The organism is Rhodococcus sp. PAE-6 (assembly GCF_025290685.1).
In the GTDB taxonomy this organism is placed as follows: Bacteria; Actinomycetota; Actinomycetes; order Mycobacteriales; family Mycobacteriaceae; genus Rhodococcus; species Rhodococcus pyridinivorans.
The window spans coordinates 38,114-56,294 of the sequence record NZ_JAOCLZ010000003.1 but is presented as its reverse complement, the minus strand read 5'-3'; the positions used below and the strand labels follow the sequence as shown (position 1 = coordinate 56,294).

Here is an 18,181-nt window from a genome sequence, read left to right as displayed (position 1 = left end):
ACCGTGGACGATCGCCCCACCGCCGAGACCGATCTGTTCGAACGCCCCGTGCGTCCCGTCGTCGGACCGCGCGGGATACTCCGGGATCTCGGCCCACGATACGCCGCGAACGGCTTGATCGGGCTCGTCTTCTCGTGCACCGGACCGGTCGCCGTGATCCTCGCCGCCGGCGCCGCGGGCGGGCTGAGCGCACCGCAGTTGGCGTCGTGGATCTTCGGGGTGTTCGCCCTCAACGGGCTGCTCACCATCGTGATGAGCGTCGCCTACCGGCAACCGCTCGGGTTCTTCTGGACCATCCCCGGCACCGTGCTGGTCGGCGGGTCGCTCACCCACCTGAGCTGGGCGGAGGTGGTCGGCGCATTCTTCGTGACAGCGGCCCTCGTGACGGTGCTGGGGGCCTCGGGACTGGTGCGCCGAGTGATGGAAGCGTTGCCGATGCCCATCGTCATGGCGATGGTCGCGGGGGTGTTCCTGAAGTTCGGCATCGATCTGGTTTCGGCGCTCGGTTCCGACGTCGCCATCGCCGCACCGATGGTGATCGTCTTCCTCCTGCTCAGTTCCGTTGCAGTCCTCGGTAAGTGGATGCCTCCCATCCTCGGCGCCCTGCTCGCCGGGGTGGGCGCGGTCGCGCTGTCGGACCGGTTCTCACCGTCCGGGACCGACAGCGCGGTCTTCGCCGCACCGGTGTTCACCGCCCCGCAGTTCACGTGGTCGGCGATCCTCGAACTCGTCGTGCCGCTCGCGATCACCGTGCTGGTCGTGCAGAACGGGCAAGGCATCGCGGTGCTGCGCTCGGCCGGGCACAATCCGCCCGTCAACGTCTCGGCGATCGCGTGCGGACTGTGGTCCTTCCTTGCCGCGTGCGTCGGCGCCGTGTCGACCTGTCTGACCGGACCGACCAACGCGCTGCTCGTGTCGTCGGGCGAACGGTCTCGTCAGTACACCGCGGCGATCACATGCGGGACGCTGGCGATCGTCTTCGGACTGTTCGCGCCGCTGTTCGTCCGGTGGATGATCGCCGCGCCCGCCTCGTTCGTCGCGACTCTCGGCGGCCTGGCGATGCTCAAAGCGTTGCAGGGCGCCTTCGTGGCCGGGTTCGCGAGCAAGCACACCATGGGTGCGCTCGTCGCGTTCGTGGTCACCGCCTCGAACATCACCGTCTGGAACATCGGCGCGGCGTTCTGGGGGCTCGTCGCGGGTGTGGCCGTGTCGTGGCTGATGGAGCGTCCGGACTTCAGCCGCTGACCCCGACCCCGACGTACTCGGAGAGATGCTCGCCGGTGAGCGTCGACCGCTCCTTCACGAGTTCGCTGGGGGTGCCCTCGAAGACGATGCGTCCACCGTCGTGGCCGGCGCCGGGACCGAGGTCGATGATCCAGTCGGCGTGGGCCATCACGGCCTGGTGGTGTTCGATGACGATCACCGACTTGCCGGACTCGACGAGCCGGTCGAGCAGACCGAGCAGCTGTTCGACGTCGGCGAGGTGCAGGCCCGTGGTGGGTTCGTCGAGGATGTAGGTCTCCCCCTTCTCTGCCATCGCGGTGGCGAGCTTGAGCCGCTGCCGCTCACCGCCCGACAGGGTGGTCAGGGGCTGGCCGAGCCGCAGATAGCCGAGGCCGACGTCGGACAGTCGCTGCAGGATCTTCGACGCCGCCGGGGTGCGTGCCTCGCCGTCGGCGAAGTACTCCTGGGCCTGCGCGACGGACATGGCGAGCACCTCGGCGATGTTCTTCCCCGCCAGGGTGTAGTCGAGCACGGCGGTCTGGAAGCGCTTGCCCTCGCAGTCCTCGCAAACCGATTCGACGGTGGCCATCACCCCGAGGTCGGTGTAGACGACACCGGCGCCGTTGCAGGTCGGGCAGGCGCCCTCGGAGTTGGAACTGAACAGGGCCGGCTTGACACCGTTGGCCTTCGCGAACGCCTTGCGGATCGGTTCGAGAAGACCCGTGTAGGTCGCGGGGTTGCTGCGACGCGAGCCCTTGATGGGGCTCTGGTCGATCGTGACCACGCCATCGCCGTCGGCCACCGAACCGTGGATCAGCGAACTCTTGCCCGATCCGGCCACGCCGGTCACCACGACGAGCACGCCGAGCGGGATATCGACGTCGACGTTCTGCAGGTTGTGCGTGTCTGCGCCGCGGACCTTCAGGGCTCCGCTCGGGGTGCGCACCGTCGGTTTCAGCGACGCCCGGTCGTCGAGGTGACGACCGGTGAGGGTGTCGGCACGCCGCAGTTCGTCGACGGTGCCCTCGAAGACCACCTGTCCGCCCTCGGTGCCGGCGCGCGGGCCGAGATCGACGATGTGGTCGGCGATCGCGATGGCCTCGGGTTTGTGTTCGACGACGAGCACGGTGTTGCCCTTGTCGCGCAGTTGCAGCAGCAGGTTGTTCATCCGCGCGATGTCGTGCGGGTGCATGCCGATCGTCGGTTCGTCGAAGACGTAGGTGATATCGGTCAGCGACGATCCGAGATGGCGGATCATCTTGATGCGCTGCGATTCTCCGCCGGACAGGGTGCCGGTGGGACGATCCAGCGACAGATATCCCAGCCCGATGTCCGCGAAGGAGTCGAGCAGATGACAGAGGTTTTTCAGCAGCGGGGCAACCTGCGGAAGATCCAGTCCGCGCACCCATTCGGCGAGATCGCTGATCTGCATCGCGCACACATCCGCGATGCTCCTGCCGTCGATCTTCGACGACCGCGCCTCGGGGGCGAGACGCGTCCCTTCACAGTCCGGGCATGTGGAGAAGACGACGGCCTTCTCGACGAACGCACGGATGTGCGGTTGCATCGCGTCGAGATCCTTGGACAGGAACGACTTCTGGATCTTCGGGATCAGGCCCTCGAAGGTGACGTTGACGCCCTCCACCTTGATCTTGGTGGGTTCCTTGTAGAGCAGGTCGTGGAGTTGCCGCTTGGTGAACTTCGCGATCGGCTTGTCGGGATCGAAGAAGCCGCAGCCGCGGTAGATCCGGCCGTACCAGCCGTCCATGCTGTAGCCGGGGATCTTCAGGGCGCCCTCGTTGAGGGAGAGACCGTCGTCGTAGAGCACGGTCAGGTCGAAATCGGAGATGTTGCCCTTGCCCTCGCATCGCGGGCACATGCCGCCGAGCCGGTTGAAGGTCACCTTCTCGGCCTGGGTCTTCCCCGCGCCCCTCTCCACCGTCACCGCACCACTGGCCCGCACCGACGGCACGTTGAACGAGTAGGCGTTGGGCGGACCGATGTGCGGCTCCGCAACCCGGCTGAACAGGATGCGAAGCATCGCGTTTGCATCGGTGGCGGTGCCCACCGTCGAGCGCGGATTCGATCCCATCCGTTCCTGGCCGACGATGATCGCCGCGGTGATGCCGTCGAGCACGTCGACGTCCGGGCGGGCCAGGGTCGGCATGAATCCCTGCACGAACGCGCTGTACGTCTCGTTGATCAGGCGCTGCGACTCGGCGGCGATCGTGCTGAACACCAGCGAACTCTTGCCCGAGCCGGAGACACCGGTGAACACCGTCAATCGCCGCTTGGGGATCTCCACGCTGATGTCGCGGAGATTGTTCACGCGCGCTCCGTGGACCCGGATCGCATCGTGGGTGTCGGCGACGTGCGCTGCATGTGCCGGTGTGTCCTTCGTCGAGGTCATGTTCGAAGACTCCAGTGGTCGTACGGATGCGGGGCGGAACGGGTGCGACGATCGGAGAGTAAGGCCGATCGTGGGATCGGTCAGCGCAATTGCTGGATGCGGACCATGTTTCCCGCGGGGTCGCGGAGAGCGCAGTCGCGGACGCCGTACGGCTGGTCGGTGGGTTCCTGGACGATCTCGGTGTCGCCGGCCTGCAGCTGCTCGAACGCCCCGTCGAGATCCTTCGTCGCGAGGATGATCGACGCGAAGGTGCCCTTGGCCATCATCTCGGCGATGGTAGCGTTCTCCTCCTCCGTGATGCCGGGGTCGGCGTCCGGCGGGTACAGCACCAGGGACGTGCCGGGAGTGTCGCTGCGGCCGAGGGTGATCCAGCGTTTCCCGGCGTAACCGACGTCGTTGAGGACATCGAAGCCGAGGGTGTCGCGGTAGAACGCGAGGGACGCCTCGGGATCGGTGTGCGGAAGGAATGTCTGGTGAATGGTGATGTCCATGCCGATCACGGTATGACCGGCGGACCCGTCCGCGCTTCTCGATTCCTGATCGGTCTGGTGACATTCTTCGCCACGCACGACGGGATGCCGTTCGTCTCCTCGTCCGCCTGCTTGCGGTACACGCTCGGGGGCACGCCGACGAGTTCCGTGAACCGGGTACTGAAGGTGCCGAGCGACGAACAGCCCACCTCGAAGCACACCTCGGTGACGGTCAGGTCGCCGCGTCGCAGCAACGTCATGGCCCGCTCGATACGCCGGGTCATGAGATACGAATAGGGCGACTCGCCGTACGCGAGCCTGAACTGGCGGCTGAGATGGCCGGCCGACATGTTCACGCCGCGGGCGAGGGCCTCGACGTCGAGGGGCTGGGCGTACTCGCGGTCGATGCGGTCGCGGACGCGGCGCAGCAACGCGAGGTCGCGCAGACGCTGATCGGTGACGGGTTTACCGGGCACGGGTCCGATCGTGCCACGATGCGCCGCCTCGATCCTGTCGTCGTGCGCCTCCACAGCACATCCGCTCCGCGAGGATCCCGGGACCACAAACCGGACCCGCCGGGACCGGAAAACTGACACTCTGTCGATACCTGCCCGTACGGACGAAAGGTCACCGATGGCTCGTGCGGTTCGCGTCGTCGTTCTCGGATCGGGATCGTGGGGAACCACGATCGCGTCGTTGGCCGCACGCAACACCCCGACGACGTTGTGGGCCCGCAACGACGACATCGCGCGTGAGATCGACACCGAGCACCGCAACCGTCGATATCTCGGCGAACGGCCACTGCCGCAGGGCCTGCGCGCGACCTCCGATCTCGAAGAGGCCGCCCGCGAAGCCGACGTCCTGGTAATCGGTGTGCCGTCGCATGCGGTGCGCAAGACACTCGAACAGGTCGTCGACGAGATCCGCGCGTGGGTTCCGGTCGTCTCGCTCGTGAAGGGCCTCGAGCCGGGCACCCGCCTGCGGCCCACCGAGGTGATCGCCGAATGCCTTCCGGGGCACCCCGTCGGGCTGCTCGCGGGTCCGAACATCGCCGGGGAGATCGCCGACGGCATGGCCGCCGCGTCGGTGGTCGCGATGCAGGACGAAGCGGTGAGTGCGGCGCTGCAACCGCTGTTCGCCACGTCGTTGTTCCGCGTCTATCGCAATACCGACGTGCTCGGCTGCGAACTGGGCGGGATCCTCAAGAACATCGTGGCGATCGCGGCCGGCATGGCCGAAGGGCTCAGCGTCGGCGACAACACCCGCGCGATGGTCCTCGCCCGCGGGCTGGCGGAGATGACGCGTCTCGGTGAGGCCATGGGTGCGGATCCGCGCACGTTCGCGGGCCTCACGGGGATGGGTGATCTCATCGCGACGTGCACGAGTCCGTCGTCGCGGAACCGCCGGGTCGGTGAGGCGCTGGCGCGCGGGCTCAGCATCGACGAGGCCGTCGAGGCGCTGGGGCAGGTCGCCGAAGGGGTGAAGACCGCGCCGACGGTCATGGAACTCGCCCGCGAGTACGGGGTGGAGATGCCGATCGCCGCCGAGGTCGCGGCCGTGGTGACCGGGAAGAGCACCCCCACCGATGCCTATCGGGGGCTGCGCCGGGTCACACCCGGCGACGAGAGGGACATCGTCTGACCTTCTCTACCGCTTTCTCGGACGGATCGTAGAAAGCCGAATAGTCGCCTGTCGTGTGCTCCCGACCGGCTGAACGAACGCTCGGTGAAGTGATGTGCCATCGTGGTGACATGACTTCTGCCGCCGACACGCTGTCGTCCCTGCTCGACACCCGTTTCAGCTGCCGCGCCTTCCTGACGAAACAGGTCCCGCGCGAGGACATCGAACGCATGCTGCAGATGGGTCAGCGCACCGCGTCCTGGTGCAACTCCCAACCCTGGCAGGTGCACATCGTCAGCGGCGACGCCACCAACCGCCTGCGCGACGCCGTCTACGCGCAGGCCACCTCGGGGAACATGGATCCCGACATCCCGGGACCCGCCGAATACCGCGGCGCCTATGCCGAGCGTCGCCGCGGTGCCGGCTACGCCCTGTACAACGCGCTGGGCATCGCCCGCGACGACTACCAGCGCCGCACCGAGCAGATGCTCGAGAACTACCGCTTCTTCGGCGCACCGCACGTCGCGATCATCACCTCCGACAAGGCCCTCGGCGTGTACGGCGCCGTCGACTGCGGTGGCTACGTCTCGACCCTGCTGCTCGCCGCCGAGTCGCTCGGCATCGCCGCCGTCCCGCAGGCCGCCGTCGCGATGACGGCCACCGCGCTGCGACGCGAACTGAACATCGGCGACGACCGCGACATCGTCTGCGCCATCTCGTTCGGTTACACCGACGAGGCGCACCCGGCCAATGCGTGTCGCACAAATCGCGCGTCGCTCGACGAGACCGTCGAGTGGGTCGACTGAACTTTCGATCGCCCCGGCCGGGTCAGTCGTTCTGGGCGCGCAGGTACCGCCCGAAGTGCGGAACGGTGAACCCGATGAACCCGCGCTCGGCGGAATAGATCAGGCCCTTCTTGATCAATCCGTCGCGCGCAGGTGACAGGGAGGCAGGCTTCCGTCCGAGTTCGACGGCGATCTTCGAGGTCGCGACAGGCCCGTCGTCGCCCGCCAGATCCGCCATGGCCCGCATGTATTCGCGTTCGGCGGGGGTCGCCCGTTCGTAGCGGGAGCCGAAGAAGCCGACGGCGAGTTCCTCTTCCGCAGTCGGTGCCGCGACCCGCACGTCGTCGGCGGTGATCGGCGAATCCGCTGCGACGTCCCAGGTCGCCTTACCATAGGCCTGCACGAAATACGGGTAGCCGTCGGCGGTTTCGTACAGCAGGTCGAGGGCGTCCTGCGTGAACTCGACGTCCTCTCGTGCCGCAGGCGCGATGAGCGCGAGATCCGCTGCCGCACGGTCGAGCCGGTCGATGCGGTGGTAGGTGAATAGCCGCTCGGAGTAGGACTTCGACGCCGACAGCACCGCGGGCAGGTGCGGCAGACCGGCCCCGACGACGATGAGCGGCGCGGCGTCCTGGCTCAGCTCGTGGCAGGCCCCGCAGATCGCTGAGACGTCGTCGGAGCCGAGGTCCTGCATCTCGTCGATGAACAATGCGATGCCCACGCCCACGTCGCGTGCGAGTCCTGCTGCGTCGACAAGCAGTTCGACGAGGTCGATCTCGATGTCGCCCGAGTCGGCCCGCCCTTTCACTGCCGGAACATCGATGCCGGGTTGCCAGCGTTCGCGCATGCCCTTGTCGGCGGTAGCCCGCAGCGCGAACGACTTGAGCACCCCGAGGAAGTACTCCACCGATTCCGGATCCGGATGCGCGGCGGCGATCTCGCGGACCGCCATGTGCAGCGCCGACGACAGGGGGCGTCGCAGTCCTTGATCGGGACGGGCCTCGATCTTGCCGGTGCCCCAGCTCTTCGCGATGGCGGCGGAGCGCAGATGGTTGAGAAGGACGGTCTTGCCGACACCGCGGAGGCCGGTGAGGACGACGCTGCGTTCGGGTCGTTCCCGGGCGATCCGTTCGAGGACCACCTCGAACGCGGTGAGTTGCTTCTCGCGGCCGGCGAGCTCGGGCGGGCGCTGTCCCGCGCCCGGGGCGTACGGGTTGCGGACAGGATCCATCCGTCGATGCTAACGGCGAACTCATCGGATTCTGAGCTCATCTAGTGCGTGTCGTAGACGGCCGTATTCGCGTATGTCCGAGCTCGAAACCGCAGTTGTTGTCGACATTTCGGCGATTTCTCGACAACAACTGCAACCTCGGCCGCCCAGAGCGACATGCACGCATGCGCATTTCAGACTTTGACATTCATTTTCGATAGTGGCTATTTCTTTCCCCATGACAACGCTCTCCCGCTACGGCGGCGCCGCCCTCACCGTCGTCGCTGCAACCTTCGCCGCCGCCTGCGGCGGTACGACCGAGGCCGACACCACTGCGGCCGACACCCCCGAGACGACGACCTCCGCCGCCGCTTCCGAAGTGGCGACGGCGCAGCCGCGCCTCGCCCTGACCTACGACGGCGGCGTCCTCGTCGTCGAGGAAGGAGAACTCACCGTCGTCGACGACTTCGCACTCGACGGTTTCAACCGCCTCTCCCCTGCCGGCGACGGACGCCACGTGCTGATCTCCACCGAAGGCGGATTCCGCGTGCTCGACACCGGCAGCTGGACGGAAGCCCACGGCGACCACGGTCACCACTACGCCGGCGCACCCACGCTCACCGACCTGACGTTCGCCGCCGAGAAGCCCGGACACGTCGTGCCGCACGCCGGGGTCACCGCCCTGTTCGACGACGGCACCGGACGCATCGACGTGTTCGACCCCGCCGATCTCGCCTCGGCGACCGACCTGCCGGATCTCGACAGTCGCGCGCTCCCCGAGGCCCACCACGGCGTGGCCGTCCCGATGCCCGACGGCGGCATGCTCGTCACCCTCGGCGATTCCGAGGATCGGACCGGTGTAGCGCTGCTCGACGAGAACGGCACCGAGATCACGCGCACCGAACAGTGCCCGGGTGTGCACGGTGAGACGGTCGCGGCCGACGGGGTCGTCGCCTTCGGATGCGAGGACGGCATGGTGATCTTCCGCGACGGAACGTTCACAAAGGCGCCGGTGCCCGACCCCTACGGCCGGATCGGGAACCAGGCCGGCAGCGAGGACTCGCCCGTCGTCCTCGGCGACTACAAGACCGATCCCGACGCCGAGCTCGAGCGGCCCGAGCGCGTCGCGCTCGTGGACACCCGCACGGCGTCGGTGCGTCTCGTCGACCTCGGTACGAGTTACACCTTCCGCTCCCTCGGTCGCGGACCGGCAGGGGAAGCACTCGTTCTCGGCACCGACGGCAACCTCCACGTGATCGATCCCGACTCCGGCGAGATCGTCCGGCGGATCGAGGTGCTCGAGCCGTGGACCGAGCCCGACGAGTGGCAGGCACCTCGGCCCGCACTCGAGGTGCGGGGCGATACGGCGTTCGTCACCGATCCCGCCACCGATTCCCTGTACGCGGTGGACGTGACCTCGGGTGAGATCCGCTCTGCCGAACTGCCGCACACCCCGAACGAGATCAGCGGCGTCGCCTGACTCCGCTACCGGAGTATTCGGCTTTCTAGCTGTGGAGCTAGAAAGTCGAATACTCCCCTCACGTCCGGCCGGTCGAGATCTTTCCGCAACGTGATCCGCCTCACTCCTCAAGTTCGCGAAACGGATATCTCGACCAAAACGGTTGGGGAGGCAATACTCTCGGCGCCTGATCCCGAAGACAACGATTGTGTAACGTGGCGACGCACCTGTTTCCTACCGGGAGGTACCGCCCGTGCTGTTGACCGAAGTCCGTACCCGACCTGTTCGATCCTTGTTGATCGCCATCGGTCTGACGGTCTCGGCGCTGGCAGTCGCGGGATACCTGCGCGACGCGCTGAACGAGTACCTCATGGATCTCGACGTCTTCCGCGATGCCGGCTGGGCCTTCCTGCACCACACCCCGCTGTACACCGAGGGGTTCTTCAGCCATTCCGGTTTCCGGTTCATCTACCCACCCTTCGCGGCGTTCCTCTTCGCCCCGATGGCGTTGGTGGGCAGCACCGCCCTGCAGGTGTTGTGGACGATCGGACTCATCGCTCTCGTGTGGTGGGTGCTCAAGGTCGTCTACCAGCGACTCGACATGTCGCAGCCGAGCCTGATCGCAGCCGCGTCGCTCGGACCGGTGCTGTGGCTCGAGCCGTTCCGCTCCAACTTCACGTTCGGCCAGATCAACATCGTGCTCATGGCACTGGTGGTCGCCGACCTGCTCGGTGTGATCCCGAAGCGCTTCCGCGGTGTCGGCATCGCGCTGGCCGCCGCCATCAAGGTGACCCCGGCCGCCTTCGGCCTGATCTTCCTGCTGCGCCGCGACTGGCCGTCGGCATTCCGCGCGCTGAGCGCCTTTGCCGCGACCGTCGCGTTCGGCTACTGGCTGCGCCCCGATTCGACCGTCTACTTCTGGACCACGGAGTTCTTCGCGACCGACCGCGCCGGCGACCCGTCGTTCTTCCGCAACCAGGCGCTCACCGGTCTCATCGCCCGTTTCGACTTCTCCGACGGCACCGCCAAGGCGCTGTGGCTGGCCGGTGCCCTGGTCGTCGTGGCCGGTACCGCGTGGGCCGCCTACCGCTTCCTGCGTGCCGACGAGCCCGTGGTCGCGGTGGCCCTGGTGGGCCTGGCGTCGCTGCTCGCCGCTCCGATCGCCGTCACCCACCACTGGGTGTACGCGCTGTTCCTCGTGCCGCTGCTCGTCGCGCCGGCCTACCGCCGCTGGTGGCCCGTGCTGGGGCCCGCCACCGTGGTCTTCCTCATCGGACCCAACCACCTGCTGCGTGAGGCGTCCTCCGGCGGCTGGGTCGAGCAGTTGCTCCTCGAAGTCCTCGGGACCTCGCAGTGCCTGGCCGCGATCGCAGTCTTCGTCGCCGCGATGGTCGCCGCGCGCCATCGTCGCCCCGGTGCCGAGAACGCCGTCGAGCGCGAGGAGACCGTCGCCGCGCCGGCTCAGGTCCAGAACGCCGACGCGACGAGATAGAGACTCGTCCCGACAACGGTGCTCAGCGCGGCGTTGCGTCGCCACAGATGCACCGCGATCGTGCCCGCGAGACCGACGGTCGCGGGTAGCCAGGTCGACTCCCCCACGTCACGCAGTGTGTACATCACCAGGATCACCATGACGCCCGCGGGCATCGTACGGCCCAGGAAATCGACGAAGGCGGAGTTCTTCAGCGCCGACAACGCGAGGAACGGCGCCGCGCGCAACGCGACCGTCACGACGAACATCACCGCCAGAGCGCCGAGGACATATCCGGCGCTGGGCACCGACTCAGGCACGGGCCACCTTGTTCCGGTAGACGAACCGCACGAACAGGCACACCACGAACAACCCGAGCCCGACGACGAGCATCTGGCTTTTCGCGACCAGCAATGCGACGAGACCGCAGACCAGCGCGAGCACCGGCGCCGGCACGTCGCGGTTGGCGCGGAAGGCATCGATCGCAAGCACCGCGAACAGTGCCGTGAGGGCAAACTCGAGTCCGGCGAGCCCGTCGGGGAGCACTGCCCCGATCAACGCGCCGATCGTGCCCGACACGACCCACATCAGCTGGCAGAGCACCTGGACCGTGAGGATACGGGTACCCGAGAGCGGCTCACGTGCCTTGGGGGCGACGATCGCGTACGACTCGTCGGTGAGCGCATAGACGCCGTAGAGACGCCCGAGCCGGCTGCGGATGCGGTGCAGCGGGAACGACAGGCCGTAGAAGACGTGCCGGAAGTTCACCAGCAGCGTCGCCGCGGCGACCGAGGCGAGCGGCGTGACCGCCGCGATCAGACCGATCGCGAGGAACTCCATCGACCCCGCGTAGATGACGGTGGAGAAGATCGGCGCCCACCACCATTCGAACCCGCCCTGGGTGAGAACCACACCGAACGCGAGCCCCAGCGGGATCAGTCCCAGCCCGACGGCCCAAGAGTCCTTGATACCCGCGCGGATCTCGAGGGTACGACGGTCGGGCATGCTCATCAGGCTATCGCCGGGCCGGAAGTCTCGGCGCCCGGCCCGGAGGAAGGTGATCTATGTCCACCTCGTTCACGGAGGTCGTGTCCTCCGCCTGGCAGGCCGTGTCGACCGTCGACCAGCCCGCTCCGACGATGGTCGTCGTCGGAACGGCGATCGTCGCACTCGTGCTCGTCACCGTTCGGCCGCTGTGGCTGAAGACCCGCCATGTCGTCACGCAGGCACACGAGGGGTCGCACGCGCTGGTCGCGGCGCTCGTGGGCCGAAAGCTGTCGGGCATCCGTCTGCACAGCGACACCTCGGGGGTGATGGTGTCGTCCGGCAACCCGCGAGGCCCCGGCATGGTCGCGACCACCTTCGCCGGGTACACCGGTCCGGCCGTGCTGGGATTCGCGGCGGCGACGCTGCTGACCCTGGATCGGCCCGCCGCGGTGCTGTGGTCGATCCTCGCCGCGCTCGCCGTCCTGTTGCTGCTGATCCGCAATCTGTACGGATTCGTCTCGGTGGTGATCGCGGGTGCGCTCGTCGGTGCGGCCGCCTATCTCGGGGACCCGATCGTCCGGTACACCGCGGCGTACCTGATCACATGGGTCTTGCTCCTCGGCGCGACCCGCCCGGTCCTCGAACTCGCCCGCACCCATTCGCGCGGTCGTGGCCGGGGTTCGGACGCCGACCAGTTGCGCGGACTGACCCGCGTTCCGGCGGCCGTATGGATCGCGCTGTTCGCGATCGCCACGGCGGGTACCGCCTTCTACGGCGTCACACGGATCGTGGTGACCCAGCTGTCCTGAGTGGCCTCGGGATGCAGGCGGCAGCACGGACGACCGCGTGCAGGCTCGCGGTGAGCACGGAGCGGTGACGCCCCGCTGCCCACCGTGTGTCGTCGCCGCTGCGGAATTCGATCAGGGTGAGTGCGTCGGTGCCGACGCTGCTCTGATGGAGGCCGAGCACCTCGATATCGATGCCGAGACGGGCGAGAGCGTCGGTCGATGCTTCGACGGGACCCACGCCCTCGTGGACACTGCGGTGTTCGGTGCCGCCGATACCCAGCGTGATCGTGGTGCCCGCGTCGGTCACGTCGAAGGCGCGCAGCACCGGTGCACCCGGGACGTCCGGCCGTGCGAGATATGCGGTGTCGAAGATCTCCCACAGTTCGGTCGCAGTGACCTCCCCGCCGCTGGTGTCGGTGTGGTCTTGCACGTGGCGAGTGAAGTCGATCTGGAGCCGACGCGGAATTTCGATGCCGTATTCGCTCTCGAGCAGGTAGGCGACCCCGCCCTTACCGGATTGCGAATTGACACGGATCACCGCGTCATAGGTACGTCCTATGTCGGCGGGATCGATCGGCAGATACGGTACTCGCCAATCGATCTCGGACTCGGGACGGCCCTCGGCGACGGCGCGTGCCCGGTGCTCGGCGAACCCTTTCCTGATCGCGTCCTGATGAGTGCCGCTGAAGGCGGTGTGCACCAGGTCGCCGACATACGGGTGCCTCGGGTGGATCTCGATGCGATTGCAGTATTCGACGGTGCGGCGGATCTCGTCGATGTCGGAGAAATCGATCATCGGATCGATGCCCTGTGCGTGGAGGTTCAGTGCGAGTGTCGCAATGTCGACGTTGCCGGTGCGTTCCCCGTTGCCGAACACGCACCCTTCGACCCGCTGCGCCCCGGCGAGGACGGCGAGTTCGGCGCACGCGATACCTGTGCCGCGATCGTTGTGCGGGTGCACGGACAGGATCACCGCGTCGCGTCGCGCGAGGTTGGTGTGCATGTACTCGATCTGGTCGGCATAGACGTTCGGGGTCGCGATCTCGACGGTGGCCGGAAGATTCACGATCACCGGCCGTTCGGGGGTCGCGTCCCACAACTCGGTGATCGCGTCGCACACCTCGAGCGCGTAGTCGGGTTCGGTGAGGTTGAAGACCTCGGGTGAGAACTCGAACCGCACGTTCGGCAGGTCGCCGGCCAGTTCCAGGACGTCGCGGCCACCGGCGACGATCAGTTCCGTCAGCGCGGTACGGTCGCGGTCGAGGACGACCTCGCGCCAGGTGGGAGCGGTCGCGGTGTACATGTGGACGACGACCTCGTTGCGGACACCCCGGACGGATTCCACCGTCCGCTCGATGAGGTCGCGACGTGCCGGGGTGAACACCACGATGGTGACGTCCGGCGGCGCGATGTCGGTCTCGACGATCAGGCGCACGAAGTCGAAGTCGGTCTGCGAGGCGGACGGATAACCGACCTCGATCTCCTTGTATCCCATCGCGACCATCAGCTCGAAGAAGCGGCGTTTGCGGCCGGGATCCATCGGTTCGGCCAGTGCCTGGTTACCGTCGCGCAGGTCCACCGGCACCCACAACGGGGCAGCGGTCAGACGTTGTGTGGGCCAGTTCCGTTGCGCCAGTGGAACCTCCACGCGAGAGTACACATCGCGGTAGCGATGTGAGGGCATGGCGGAGTGCCGCTGCCTGCTCCAGACGGGGGCGTCGGCAGGAACCGGACCGGCAGGAGTGAAGATTCGCGGGAACGTGCTGGTGCTCATCGGAGAAGTCCTTCGTCGATCGTCGTTACGAGGGACCGGCGCGTGTTCGACTCCACGACGGGGAGCCGGTCCGGCTAGGCCCCGCCGTGGCGGCGAAGGAGAAGGAACGCGAAGGAGCGCATGCCCCGAAGGCTAACATAACTCCTCGGACAAGTAGAGAAGTAGGCGACTCTGCGATGATGGAACCATGACCGTCGTCCGCCGCGAGCCTCTCGCCGACCAGGCCGCCGAACTGCTCCTCGAGCGCATCCGATCCGGAGAATGGCCGCTCGGCGCCAAGCTGCCCGGTGAGACGACGCTGGCTCCGCAGCTCGGCGTCGGCCGCTCCACCGTCCGCGAAGCGATCCGTCAGCTCGCCGGACGCGGCATCCTGACCACCCGGCAGGGCGCCGGCGTGTTCGTCACCGCTCTCGACGCACCCGAGGACTGGACGCGCACGGTCGCGCGCGCCGACATCCTCGCCGTGATCGAGGCCCGCATCGCCGTCGAGGTCGAGGCCTCGGCCCTTGCCGCCGCGCGCCGCACCCCCGCCGAACTGCGGGCATTGAAGAAGTCACTGCGGGAACGCGAAACCCATCGCACGGCCATCGAGGAACACGTCGACACCGACATCGTCTTCCACCGCACCATCGTGGTCGCCGCACACAACCCGATCCTTCTCGACCTGTTCGACGGCTTCACACCCCGTAACCGTCACGCCATGATCGAAATGCTCCGCACGCGCGGCACCCACGGGGACGACGCCGACCACGATACCCACCGACGCATCTACGACGCCATCGCGGACCGTGACGGGGTGACCGCCGCCGCCGTCACCCGCGACCACTTGTCCTCGCTCACGACGGCACTCGGCCGATAGCCGGGCCGGTTCTCTGCGGACGGTTCTCGACCTCCCGGGTGCGGGACGGTCACTTCTCGATCTGCATCGCGACCGCCCTCACCGGGGCCCCGTCGACGCCCGCGAACGGGATCGGCAGCAAGGACACGAGCGGATCCGCGAAGTCGATCGCGTCAAGATTGCGCAGGTTCTCGCAGATGATCGCGCCCGCGTCGGCGAGCACGTGGTGCGCTGCGAGCGTCTCGTCGCCCGTGGGATCCACGCTCGGCGCGTCGATTCCGACCGTGCGGACGCCGCGGTCGAGCAACCACCGGCACGCGTCGACGCTCAGGGCCGGATGCTCGAAATAGCGGTCGGTGCCGAAATACCGCGACCAGCCGGTGAGGACCAGCGCGATGTCGCCGGAGCCGATCGCAGGCCCACCCCACATGTCGGCGGTGACGAGCGCACCGGCGCCGACGCGGGCGCGCACGTCGAGCACCACTCCGCGTCCCACGAAGTTCTCCGGCGGTACCGCGTCGATCGCGGCGCCGCCGCTGCGCACGTGTCGCGGCGCGTCGACGTGGGTGCCGGTCTGCGATCCCATGTCGATGCGCATCAGGTCGAATCCGTCGGTCTCGACGGTGGCGTGCGGTGTGAACGTCGGTGCCGGATCCCCGGGATAGACCTGGATGGCCGGGGAGATCACGTGGGTCAGGTCGACGATCCGCCGAACACGCATGACATCACTCCTGTTCGGGTCAGCCGAAATCGACCTGCCGCTGCGCATTCGCGAGCGCCGTGACCACACCGGTGCCGAACGCGCCGAGACGGTCGAACAGCACCGCCGTGCCGACCGCGATGCCCTCGCTGCTGATGTGGTTGTCGGCCTCGATACCGACCTCCGGTCCTTCCGGCAGACGGGACAGCGCCAGGGTGACATCGGAATTGATGTAGCCGACACCTTTGTCCGACCAGTTGGTCACGAACGACGTGCCCTCACCGACGGTCGCGGTGTTGACGAACGGCGACAGTTCCTCGCCGACGATGATCGGCAGCTGCCGCGACCACAGGCGCTTGCGATCGGAGTTCTGGTGCTCCGACCGCACCCGCGTCCATCCCGGGCCGTCGCTGCCGTACCAGGACGAGTACTCGAGCGGCCCGGGCTGCGTCTCCGGGGAACCGGGAGGAGGCGTCGGGGACTCGCCGCGCAACCACACCGACCCGGGCGGCGGCGCCGACTTGCGGAGGAAGGTGAGCGTCGCGCGCGCCGACACCTCTCCACCCTGCATCAGGTTCGCGTCGGCGACGCGGATGCGGTTGCCGTCGCGCACCCGGGTGGTGGTGAAGGTGATCGGCTCGTTGCGGACCGGCCTGAAGAGATCGAGCGTGAACCGGGACGGGACGAAACCCTCGACGGCATGGTGGATCTCGAGCTCACGCGCCACCAGACCGCTCACACACGGCCCGTTGAGCATCGTGTCCGACCACGGGCTGGTCGCATACTTCGTGGGCAGGTAGACACCGTCGTCCTCGGTGAAAAAACCGCGGTTCTTGCGCTCGTGCATTCGGGAATTCTCCCAGCACCGGCCGCGGTGCGCTCATCGGGATACCCGAAGATGGGATCGTGCATGTACACGAACCCGATGTTCCGGCTGCCCGTACCCGCCTGATCGTCGACGTCGACACCGGCATCGACGACGCTCTCGCCCTGCTCTATCTCGTCGCGAGCCCGGAAGCCGAGATCGTCGCCGCCCTGTGCACGGCGGGGAACGTGCCGGTGGACCAGGTCACCGCCAACACGCTGTCGTGGCTCGAGGTGTGCGGTCGGTCCGATATCGAAGTGGCTGCCGGATCGCAGGTTCCGCTGGTCACGCCACTGATGACCACCGAGGACACGCACGGTCCACAGGGGATCGGGTATGCGGAACTCCCCGCTGCGTCGCAGTCGCGGTCGCCGCGATCGGCCGCGCAGGCGTGGGTCGATCTCACCCGCGAGCATCCGGGAGAGCTCACCGGGCTCGTCACCGGCCCGCTCACCAACCTCGCCCTCGCCCTGCGCATCGACCCGGAACTGCCGTCGCGGTTGCGTCGCCTCGTGATCATGGGTGGGTGTTTCCTCCATCCCGGTAATACGACGCCGACCTCGGAATGGAACGTCGCGGTGGATCCGGAGGCCGCCAAGGTCGTGTTCGACGCGTTCTCGATCGTCCCTCCGGACCGGCGACCGATCGTGTGCCCGCTCGACGTCACGGAGTCGATCGAGATGCATCCCGAGCATGTCGCGCGGATCGGGGACGTCGTCGGTGTGCCCCGATCCGGGGAGCTGTCCCCGGACGCTCCGCGCGGTACGCGGTCGACGGCCGATGTCCCTCTCGTCCGCCACATCTCCGATGCACTGCGGTTCTACATGGAATTCCACCGTGACCAGGGCCTGGGCTTCCTCGCGCACGTGCACGACCCGTTCGCCGCGGCGGTCGCGCTGGGCACGGTTCCCTACACCTCCCGGCCCGCGACGGTCGACGTCGAGCTCGACGGACGGCTCACCCGGGGCACAACGGTCGCCGATCTGTCCGGTATGTGGCAGAGGACGCCGAACGCGGATATCGTGGCGGGCACCCGTCCGGCAGAGTTCTTCGATCATTTCGTCGAGCGGGTGGGATCGTACATTCGCGACTTGAACCTACCCCCGAGTAAGAACTAGCGTCGACAGCGCACAGTTCGGGGACAAGGAGATAAACGTGGCACAGAAAGTGCGCGTCCAATATTTCGACGATATCGACGGCCAACCGATCATGGACGGCCTGGCGCAGTCGTTCCGCATCACGGTCGACGACGACGAGTACGAAATCGACCTGCGGCCGGCGAACGCAGACAAGTTCCTGGCGGTACTCCGCCCGTGGCTGCACGAGAAGGCACCTGAGAAGCCCGCTTCGAGCACCCGCACCATCACGCCGAAGCAGACGGCAACGAAGGCCCGCACACGGACGGCGGGGACTCACAAGGCGATTCCGCCCACCCGGTCGCCGGAGCAACTGGCCGCGATCCGGCACTGGGCCCGTAACAAGGGTTACGACGTCAGCTCGCGCGGCCGGATCCCGCGTCACATCCTCGAGCGGTTCGAAGCCGCTCACTCCTGAGCATCACCCGGCTGCCTCCCCGCGGC

Annotated in this window: 18 protein-coding genes; 9 read left to right on the top strand and 9 right to left on the bottom strand. The window is 67.5% G+C overall.

From position 1 onward, the window contains the following. Nucleotides 1–3: 3 nt before the first annotated feature. A complete protein-coding gene (locus tag NVV99_RS08125; RefSeq protein ID WP_024102367.1) occupies nucleotides 4–1,245 on the top strand; it encodes a benzoate/H(+) symporter BenE family transporter in 1,242 nt (413 codons plus the stop codon). Here NVV99_RS08125 and NVV99_RS08120 read toward each other — a convergent pair. The 3 genes from NVV99_RS08120 to NVV99_RS08110 all read right to left on the bottom strand — a co-directional run bounded on the left by NVV99_RS08120 (nucleotide 1,235) and on the right by NVV99_RS08110 (nucleotide 4,580). After that, the gene (locus NVV99_RS08120; protein ID WP_024102368.1) at nucleotides 1,235–3,634 is read right to left on the bottom strand and encodes an excinuclease ABC subunit UvrA; all 2,400 of its coding nucleotides are present in this window, start codon (nucleotides 3,632–3,634) and stop codon (nucleotides 1,235–1,237) included. The genes NVV99_RS08125 and NVV99_RS08120 overlap by 11 nt on opposite strands. 80 nt (nucleotides 3,635–3,714) lie before the next feature. Continuing rightward, nucleotides 3,715–4,125, bottom strand: a complete 411-nt coding sequence (locus NVV99_RS08115) for a VOC family protein (RefSeq protein WP_024102369.1) — start codon at nucleotides 4,123–4,125, stop codon at nucleotides 3,715–3,717. Nucleotides 4,126–4,130: 5 nt separating this feature from the next. After that, a complete protein-coding gene (locus tag NVV99_RS08110; RefSeq protein WP_024102370.1) occupies nucleotides 4,131–4,580 on the bottom strand; it encodes a helix-turn-helix transcriptional regulator in 450 nt (149 codons plus the stop codon). A 157-nt stretch (nucleotides 4,581–4,737) separates the two neighbouring features. Between NVV99_RS08110 and NVV99_RS08105 the strand changes: the two genes are divergently transcribed. Then, nucleotides 4,738–5,745, top strand: a complete 1,008-nt coding sequence (locus NVV99_RS08105; protein ID WP_006553146.1) for an NAD(P)H-dependent glycerol-3-phosphate dehydrogenase — start codon at nucleotides 4,738–4,740, stop codon at nucleotides 5,743–5,745. A 110-nt stretch (nucleotides 5,746–5,855) separates the two neighbouring features. Next, entirely contained in the window at nucleotides 5,856–6,530 is a 675-nt protein-coding gene (locus NVV99_RS08100) for a nitroreductase (RefSeq protein WP_041803487.1), read from the top strand. A 22-nt stretch (nucleotides 6,531–6,552) separates the two neighbouring features. Here the strand turns inward: NVV99_RS08100 and NVV99_RS08095 are convergent, their stop codons facing one another. Beyond that, complete coding sequence (locus tag NVV99_RS08095; protein WP_024102372.1) at nucleotides 6,553–7,740, bottom strand: ATP-binding protein; 1,188 nt, start codon at nucleotides 7,738–7,740, stop codon at nucleotides 6,553–6,555. 217 nt (nucleotides 7,741–7,957) lie between these two features. Here NVV99_RS08095 and aztD point away from each other — a divergent pair, with 217 nt between their 5' ends. Together aztD and NVV99_RS08085 are read left to right on the top strand one after the other, a co-directional pair. Further along, a complete protein-coding gene (gene aztD / locus NVV99_RS08090) occupies nucleotides 7,958–9,199 on the top strand; it encodes a zinc metallochaperone AztD (RefSeq protein WP_024102373.1) in 1,242 nt (413 codons plus the stop codon). A 271-nt stretch (nucleotides 9,200–9,470) separates the two neighbouring features. Beyond that, nucleotides 9,471–10,670, top strand: a complete 1,200-nt coding sequence (locus tag NVV99_RS08085; RefSeq protein WP_242411649.1) for a glycosyltransferase 87 family protein — start codon at nucleotides 9,471–9,473, stop codon at nucleotides 10,668–10,670. Here NVV99_RS08085 and NVV99_RS08080 read toward each other — a convergent pair. Then, entirely contained in the window at nucleotides 10,640–10,969 is a 330-nt protein-coding gene (locus tag NVV99_RS08080; RefSeq protein ID WP_041803488.1) for a branched-chain amino acid transporter permease, read from the bottom strand. The two genes, NVV99_RS08085 and NVV99_RS08080, sit on opposite strands and share 31 nt — an antisense overlap. After that, nucleotides 10,962–11,660, bottom strand: a complete 699-nt coding sequence (locus NVV99_RS08075) for an AzlC family ABC transporter permease (protein WP_006553140.1) — start codon at nucleotides 11,658–11,660, stop codon at nucleotides 10,962–10,964. Before NVV99_RS08075 ends, NVV99_RS08080 begins: the two co-directional genes overlap by 8 nt. A 53-nt stretch (nucleotides 11,661–11,713) precedes the next feature. Between NVV99_RS08075 and NVV99_RS08070 the strand changes: the two genes are divergently transcribed. After that, on the top strand, nucleotides 11,714–12,445 hold the full coding sequence (locus tag NVV99_RS08070) for a M50 family metallopeptidase (RefSeq protein WP_024102376.1): 732 nt from the start codon (nucleotides 11,714–11,716) through the stop codon (nucleotides 12,443–12,445). On the opposite strand, the gene NVV99_RS08065 is transcribed toward NVV99_RS08070, so the two are convergent. Then, a complete protein-coding gene (locus NVV99_RS08065) occupies nucleotides 12,414–14,198 on the bottom strand; it encodes a 2-isopropylmalate synthase (RefSeq protein ID WP_024102377.1) in 1,785 nt (594 codons plus the stop codon). The genes NVV99_RS08070 and NVV99_RS08065 overlap by 32 nt on opposite strands. A gap of 187 nt (nucleotides 14,199–14,385) precedes the next feature. Between NVV99_RS08065 and NVV99_RS08060 the strand changes: the two genes are divergently transcribed. After that, a complete protein-coding gene (locus NVV99_RS08060; protein ID WP_006553137.1) occupies nucleotides 14,386–15,057 on the top strand; it encodes a FadR/GntR family transcriptional regulator in 672 nt (223 codons plus the stop codon). Nucleotides 15,058–15,106: 49 nt separating this feature from the next. Here the strand turns inward: NVV99_RS08060 and NVV99_RS08055 are convergent, their stop codons facing one another. Together NVV99_RS08055 and NVV99_RS08050 are read right to left on the bottom strand one after the other, a co-directional pair. Continuing rightward, on the bottom strand, nucleotides 15,107–15,757 hold the full coding sequence (locus NVV99_RS08055) for a cyclase family protein (RefSeq protein ID WP_024102378.1): 651 nt from the start codon (nucleotides 15,755–15,757) through the stop codon (nucleotides 15,107–15,109). Nucleotides 15,758–15,776: 19 nt separating this feature from the next. Then, nucleotides 15,777–16,583: an acyl-CoA thioesterase domain-containing protein gene (locus NVV99_RS08050; RefSeq protein ID WP_006553135.1), complete on the bottom strand. Its 807-nt coding sequence runs from the start codon at nucleotides 16,581–16,583 to the stop codon at nucleotides 15,777–15,779. 59 nt (nucleotides 16,584–16,642) lie between these two features. Between NVV99_RS08050 and NVV99_RS08045 the strand changes: the two genes are divergently transcribed. Together NVV99_RS08045 and NVV99_RS08040 are read left to right on the top strand one after the other, a co-directional pair. Further along, entirely contained in the window at nucleotides 16,643–17,719 is a 1,077-nt protein-coding gene (locus NVV99_RS08045) for a nucleoside hydrolase (RefSeq protein WP_041803489.1), read from the top strand. Nucleotides 17,720–17,756: 37 nt separating this feature from the next. Next, nucleotides 17,757–18,155 carry an Lsr2 family protein gene (locus tag NVV99_RS08040; RefSeq protein ID WP_006553133.1) on the top strand — a complete coding sequence of 133 codons (399 nt, stop codon included), beginning with the start codon at nucleotides 17,757–17,759 and terminating at the stop codon, nucleotides 18,153–18,155. Nucleotides 18,156–18,181: the final 26 nt, after the last annotated feature.